The 6,739-nt window shown below is 67.7% G+C and carries 4 protein-coding genes; all 4 read right to left on the reverse strand.

The annotated features are described in order from the left end of the window. Nucleotides 1-18: 18 nt before the first annotated feature. From ACIP21_RS24210 to ACIP21_RS24225, 4 genes are read right to left on the reverse strand one after another with little or no spacing between them, the layout of a single operon-like run. Nucleotides 19-1,401: a heavy metal sensor histidine kinase gene (locus ACIP21_RS24210; RefSeq protein ID WP_400693073.1), complete on the reverse strand. Its 1,383-nt coding sequence runs from the start codon at nt 1,399-1,401 to the stop codon at nt 19-21. Continuing rightward, nucleotides 1,376-2,050 (reverse strand): heavy metal response regulator transcription factor, encoded by a 675-nt coding sequence (locus ACIP21_RS24215; RefSeq protein ID WP_400693075.1) that lies wholly within the window; start codon nt 2,048-2,050, stop codon nt 1,376-1,378. The genes ACIP21_RS24210 and ACIP21_RS24215 overlap by 26 nt, the downstream gene beginning before the upstream one ends. Nucleotides 2,051-2,059: 9 nt before the next feature. Continuing rightward, nucleotides 2,060-5,152 (reverse strand): multidrug efflux RND transporter permease subunit, encoded by a 3,093-nt coding sequence (locus ACIP21_RS24220; protein WP_400693078.1) that lies wholly within the window; start codon nt 5,150-5,152, stop codon nt 2,060-2,062. Continuing rightward, a complete protein-coding gene (locus ACIP21_RS24225) occupies nt 5,149-6,312 on the reverse strand; it encodes an efflux RND transporter periplasmic adaptor subunit (protein ID WP_400693079.1) in 1,164 nt (387 codons plus the stop codon). The genes ACIP21_RS24220 and ACIP21_RS24225 overlap by 4 nt, the downstream gene beginning before the upstream one ends. Nucleotides 6,313-6,739: the final 427 nt, after the last annotated feature.

The raw sequence follows: 6,739 nt of genomic DNA on the forward strand, positions 1-6,739 counted from the left end.
GGGGCGCGTCAGCGGGGTTCAGGTGGGCAAGCGGATGCCGAAGGTGTTTGTGCCGGTGTCGCTGCGCACGAACACGTCGCCGCCGTGCATCAGCGCAATCGCCTTGACGATCGCCAACCCCAACCCATGGTTGCCGCCGCCGCTGTTGCTGCGCGCCGCATCCACCCGGTAGAAGCGCTCGAACAGCAACGGCAGGTGCGCCTGCTCGATGGCCGGCCCGGGGTTGCTCACGGCGATGCTGACCTGCTCCGCCCCGGCCTCGATCTGCACGTGGATCACCTGGTTCGGCGCGGTGTGCTGCACGGCGTTGTTCAGCAGGTTGATCAGCGCCCGGCGCAGCTGGGCCTTTTCGATTGGCGCCTGGGCATCGCCGCTGACGCTGACGCTGACCTGGGCGTCTTCGAGGATGTAGTCCAGGTAGTCGAGGGTGGTGGCCACTTCTTCGGCCAGCGAGGCCTGGGTCAGTGCGGTGGCCTTGCTGCCCTGGTCGGCGCTGGCGAGGAACAGCATGTCGTTGATGATGCTGCGCAGGCGCTCCAGTTCTTCCAGGTTCGATTGCAGCACCTCGAAGTAGTGCTCGGCGCTGCGCCCGCGGGTCAGGGCGACCTGGGTCTGGCCGATCAGGTTGGTCAGCGGCGAGCGCAGTTCATGGGCGACGTCGGCGTTGAACGCTTCCAGTCGTGAATAGGCTTGGCTGACCCGGTCCAGCGCGGCGTTGAAGGCGCCGGCGAACTGCGCCAGTTCCGGCGCCAGGTTCTGCGTCTGCAAACGCCCGTCAAGGCGTGGCGGCGCCAGGGCCTGGGCCTCGTTGGAGAGTGCCAGCAACGGGCGCAGGCCGATGCGCGCCACCCAGTAGCCGAGCACCGAGGCCAGCAGCACACCGAGCACGGCCAGGCCGACGATGGCCGTCAACAGGCTGTGCTGGGCCTGCCAGAAGGTCTCGGTGTCGATGCCGATCAGAAACCGCAGCGGCGGGCGCGTGCCCAGCGCCGGCAGCTCGCTGACCAGCACCTTGTACGGCGAGGGCCGGTCGGGCAGGCGCAGGTCGCGCATGCCGGGCGGACCCTCGCCGAAGGCGCGGATCAGTTCGCTGGGGTGGCCGTATTCGTAGGCCGGGTCGCTGCCCACCACCCAGAAGCGGATGCGCTTGTCTTCCTCGCCGAGCAGGTTGAGCTTGTTGACGATCTTGGCCCAGTGCTCGGGTGTGCCGAAGCGGTTGAGGGTGGATTCGAGCACGCTGTAGCGTGCATCCAGTTCGGCTTCGGGCAGCAGGTCGAGGCTGCGGTCGACCTGGCGGTACAGCGCCGAGCCGATCAGCACGAACACCCCCAGCGCCACCAGGATGAACAGCGCCGACAGGCGCAGGGCGATGGAATTAACCGGCACGGTTTTCCAGGACATAGCCCATGCCTCGGATGGTGTGCAGCAACTTGTTGTCGAACGGCCCGTCGAGCTTGGCCCGCAGGCGCTTGATGGCCACCTCGACGACATTGGCGTCGCTGTCGAAGTTGATGTCCCAGACCAGCTCGGCGATGGCGGTCTTGGAGAGGATTTCCCCTTGGCGCCGGGCCAGCACGCTGAGCAGCGAGAACTCCTTGGCGGTCAGGTCCAGGCGTTGCCCGGCGCGGCTGGCCTTGCGCGCCATCAGGTCGATCCACAGGTCGCCGACCTGCACCTGCAGCGGCTCGTGGTTGCTGGTGCGACGGGTCAGGGCCTGCAGGCGGGCGACCAGTTCGAGGAACGAGAACGGCTTGCCCAGGTAGTCGTCGGCGCCTTCGCGCAGGCCATGGATGCGGTCCTCGACGCGCTCGCGGGCGGTGAGCATGATCACCGGGGTCTGCTTGCGCGCCCGCAGCGCGCGCAGCACACCATAGCCGTCCAGGCCCGGCAGCATGACGTCGAGCACGATCACCGCGTAGTCGCCCTCCAGCGCCAGGTGCAGGCCGTCGATGCCGTCGCGCGCCAGGTCCACGGTAAAGCCCTGCTCGGTCAGGCCGCGGTGCAGGTAGTCGGCGGTTTTTTCTTCGTCTTCGATGATCAGCACACGCATGGTCTTGTCCTAACTGGCACTGGGCGCCGCCGCACGGGCAGCCTGGCGGCGGTGGAACAGGCGCTCCAGGGCCAAGTATATGACCGGGGTGGTGAACAGCGTCAGTGCCTGGCTCACCAGCAGCCCGCCGACCACCGCGATGCCCAGCGGCTGGCGCAGTTCGGCGCCGGCGCCGAAGCCGAACATCAGCGGCACCGCGCCGAGCAGGGCGGCGAGGGTGGTCATGATGATCGGCCGGAAGCGCGTCAGGCACGCCTGGTGGATTGCCTGCTCCGGCGTCATGCCCTGGTGGCGCTGGGCCTCGAGGGCAAAGTCGATGAGCAGGATGCCGTTCTTCTTGACGATGCCGATCAGCAGCACCACGCCGATCAGGCCCATGATGCTGAAGTCCTGGCCCATGCCCCACAGCAGAATCAGCGCGCCCAGGCCGGCCGCTGGCAGGGTGGAGATGATGGTCAGCGGGTGCACGAAGCTCTCGTAGAGCACGCCGAGGATGATGTACACCGCCACCAGCGCGGCGAGGATCAGCCACGGCTGGCTCGACAGCGAACTCTGGAAGGCCTGGGCCGCGCCCTGGAAGTTGCCGCTGATCGAGTCTGGCATGCCCAATTCACGCTGCGTGCGTTCGAGGATCTGCACCGCATCGCCCAGGGCCACGCCGGGGGCCAGGTTGAACGACAGGTTGGCGGCCGGGAACAGCCCGTCGTGGCTGATCGACAGCGGCCCGGTGCTCGGCGGCGCGACATGGGCCAGGGCCGACAGCGGCACCATCTCGTTGCTCAGCGGCGAGCGCAGGTAGAAGAAGTTCAGGCTCTCGGCCTTGCCGCGCTGCTGGGCGTCCAGTTCGAGGATGACCTTGTACTGGTTGGTCTCGGTCTGGAATTCGCTGATCTGCCGCTGGCCGAAGGCGTCGTACAGCGCCTGGTCGACGTCGGTAGTGGTCAGGCCGAAGCGCGCCGCGGCCTGGCGGTCGATGTCGATGCGGGTGACGCTGGCGCCCAGTTGCAGGTCGTTGGACAGGTCGCGGAACGCCGGGTTTTCCTTCAGGCGCTCGGTCAAGCGTTGGGTCCACAGGTTCAGCGCCACGCCGTCGTTGCTCTTGAGCACGTACTGGTACTGGGTGCGCGACGGGCCGGAGCTCAGGTTGATGTCTTGCCCTGCGCGCATGTACAGGACGATGCCCGGCACCTGGGCCAGTTTCGGTCGCAGCCGGTCGATCAGCTCGCTGGCGCTGACATCGCGGTCTCCCGGTGGCTTGAGGGAAATCCAGAAACGGCCGTTGGCGATGGTCTGGTTGCTGCCGGTGACGCCCACCGAATGGGAGTAGGCGCGCACGGCCGGGTCTTCGCCGATGATCTTCGCCAGGGCCAGGTGCTTCTCGACCATGGTCGGGTACGACACATCCGCCGCCGCCTCGGTGGTGCCGAGGATGAAGCCGGTGTCCTGCAACGGGAAGAAGCCCTTGGGGATGCCGACGTAGCCGGCCACCGCCAGGGCCAGGGTCAGGCCGAACACGCCGAGGGTCAGGCGCTGGTGGGCGAGGGCCTGGTCCAGGCCCTTCTCGTACCAGCGCACCAGGCGCTCGCCGAAGCCGCCGTGCTGCTCGCCCGCCGGCCTGCGCATGAACAGCGCGCAGAGGGTCGGTGCCAGGGTCAGCGATACCACCACCGAAATCAGGATGGTCGAGGTGGCGGTCAGGGCGAATTCCTTGAACAGCCGGCCGACCACGCCGCCCATGAACAGCAGCGGGATGAACGCGGCGATCAGCGAGAAGCTGATCGACACCACGGTGAAGCCGATCTCGCCGGCGCCCTTGAGCGCTGCCGTGCGGCTGTCGTCGCCGGCTTCCAGGTGGCGGTGGATGTTCTCCACCACGACGATGGCGTCGTCGACCACGAAGCCCACGGAAATGACGATGGCCACCAGGGTCAGGTTGTTGAGGCTGAAGCCGAGCACGTACATCAGCGCGCAGCTGGCGATCAGCGACACGCCGAGCACGCTGGACACCACCAGCGTCGCCGACCACTGGCGCAGGAACAGCGCCATCACCCCGATCACCAGGGCCACGGCGATCATCAGGGTCAGTTCCACCTCGTGCAGGGAGGCGCGAATGGTCTGGGTGCGGTCCTGCAGCACCGACACCTCGACCGAGGCCGGGAGCATTTCCTGCAGGCGCGGCAGGGCGTCCATCACCCGGTCGACGGTGTCGACGATATTGGCCCCGGGCTGGCGGAACACCACCAGGTTGAGCCCCGGCTGGTCGCCGGACCAGGCCTTGACGTACGCGTTCTCGGCGCCGTTGATGACCTTGGCCACGTCCTTGAGGTGCACCGGCGCGCCGTTGCGGTACGAGACGATCAGCTGGGCGTAGTCCTCGGGGTGGAACAGCTGGTCGTTGGCGGCAATGGTCGACACGCTGTGCTCGCCGTACAGCGCACCCTTGGCCAGGTTCAGGCTGGTCTGCTGGATGGCCTGGCGCACGTCGGCCAGGGTCAGGCCGATGGCGGCGAGTTTTTCCGGTTGGGCCTGCACGCGGATGGCCGGGCGCAGCTGGCCGGTGATGTTGATCAGGCCGACCCCGTCGATCTGGCTGAGCTGGCGCGCCAGCAGGGTTTCGGCGTAGTCGCTGAGGTCGTTGCCGGGCATCTGCGCGGAGCTGACGGTGAGGATCAGCACCGGGCTGTCGGCCGGGTTGACCTTGCGCCAGGTCGGCGGGTTGGGCAGGTCCTGGGGCAGGCGCGCGGTGGCGGTGTTGATCGCCGCCTGGACTTCCTGGGCGGCGGTGTCGATGTTCTTGTCGAGGGTGAACTGCAGGATCAGCGTGGTCGAGCCCAGGGCGCTGCTGCTGGTCATCTGGGTCATGCCGGGGATGGCGCTGAACTGCACCTCCAGGGGCGTGGCCACCGAAGAGGCCATGGTTTCCGGGCTGGCGCCGGGCAGCGCGGCGGTGACCTGGATGGTCGGGAAGTCGGCCTCCGGCAGCGGCGCCACCGGCAGGCGCGGGAAGGCGATGGCCCCCAGCAGCACCAGGGCGAAGGTCAGCAGCAGGGTGGCGATGGGGTGGTCGATGCACCAGGCGGACACGCCGTTGCGCGTATTCATGGCTGGCTCCGACCTTCGGCCACTTCGGCGGGCGCCGGTGCGTCCGCAGTGACCTCGACCTTCGCCCCCGGCTTGAGCCGCGACTGGCCATCGAGCACCAGGCGCTCACCCGGCTTGACCCCGGCGATGATGGTCAGGGCGCTGTCCTGGTACAGCACCTTGACTGGCACGCTGGTGGCCTTGTCACCGTCCACGCGGTACACGAAGTGCCCGTCGACGCCACGCTGCACCACCGGCGGCGGCACCACCAGGGCGTTTTCCTCGATGGCGGTGCGCAGGCGGATGGTCACCAGCTGGCCGGGCCACAGGCGGCCGTCCTTGTTGTCGAACTCGGCCTTGACCCGCACCGTGCCGGTGTTGGCCGAGATCTGGTTGTCGATCAGCGCCAGGTGGCCTTCGCCGAGCAGGTTGCGCTCGCCGTCGGCGTCCATGTAGGCCTGCACCAGCGCCGGGGCCTGCGCCTTGAGCAGGGTCTGCAGGGTTGGCAGCATCTGTTGCGGCAGGGCGAACTCGACGGCGATCGGGTCGATCTGGGTGACGCTGAACAGGCCCTGGGTGTCGCTGCTGCGCACCAGGTTGCCGGGGTCGACATTGCGGATGCCGACGCGGCCGGTCACCGGCGAGCGGATCTGCGTGTACGACAGCTGCACCTCGGCATTGGCGATGGCGGCCTGGTTGCCCTTGACCGTGGCCTGCAGCTGGTTGACCAGCGCCTGCTGCTGGTCGAGGGTCTGCTTGGACACGCCGTCGTCGCTGCTGAGCAGGCGGTAGCGCTTGAGGTCGACCCCGGCCACCTGGATCTGCGCCTGGCTCTGGCCGAGCTGCGCGCGCGCCTGGTCGAGCTGGGCGCGGATGGCGCGGTCGTCGAGGGTGGCGAGCAGGTCGCCTTGCTTGACCCATTGGCCTTCCTTGACCAGCACCTGGGTCAGCACGCCTTCGACCTGCGGGCGCACTTCGACGCTGTGCAGCGACAGCACCGAGCCGATGGCGCTGGCGAAGCGCGGCACGTCCTGCTGGGCGACGCTGACCACGCGTACCGGGATGGCGGTTTGCGCGCGGCTGGCGGGGGCTTCCTGGCGCTTGCCGTACCAGGTGCCGAGGGCGACCAGGAGCAGCAGGGCGAGGCCGGCGAGGAGGAGGGAGCGGGAAGGGCGTCGCATGGGGGCGGGGACCTTGGCCAAAGGGGGACGGAGGTGGGTATTGCTAGCTTATAGCGCTTTGAACGGGTCGGCAGCGTGACGGCTGGCTGACAGCGGTGACAGGTTGGGGTGTTTGGGGGGAGGTTGTTGTTGGGTTTGGTGGGCCTGGCTGGGGATTGTGGTTGGGTTCGCGGTGCATGCCTGGAGATTTTTGTTGGATTCGGGGTGCATGCCTGGAGATTTTTGTTGGATTCGGGGTGCATGCCTGGAGATTTTTGTTGGATTTGAGATCGAGCGCCGCCCGCGCGGCGCTCGATGTGCGCACCCCTGCAAAACCCAAGGCATGCACCTTTGGGAGTGTCAGATTTTTTGTGTGCGGGCCGGTAACGGCCTGCCGTCAGGCAGGCCCTAATTTTCACCAAGTTGGCCTGATGAATCGATCTCCGTA

Origin of the sequence: Pseudomonas sp. NPDC089401, from assembly GCF_044749485.1 — a bacterium.
Lineage (GTDB): Bacteria > Pseudomonadota > Gammaproteobacteria > Pseudomonadales > Pseudomonadaceae > Aquipseudomonas.

Excerpts from the sequence above, each read along its gene's own strand:
- ACIP21_RS24225 (WP_400693079.1), bottom strand. The coding sequence starts at position 6,312 with ATGCGACGCCCTTCCCGCTCCCTCCTCCTCGCCGGCCTCGCCCTGCTG.
- ACIP21_RS24215 (WP_400693075.1), bottom strand. The coding sequence starts at position 2,050 with ATGCGTGTGCTGATCATCGAAGACGAAGAAAAAACCGCCGACTACCTG.
- ACIP21_RS24210 (WP_400693073.1), bottom strand. The coding sequence starts at position 1,401 with ATGTCCTGGAAAACCGTGCCGGTTAATTCCATCGCCCTGCGCCTGTCG.
- ACIP21_RS24220 (WP_400693078.1), bottom strand. The coding sequence starts at position 5,152 with ATGAATACGCGCAACGGCGTGTCCGCCTGGTGCATCGACCACCCCATC.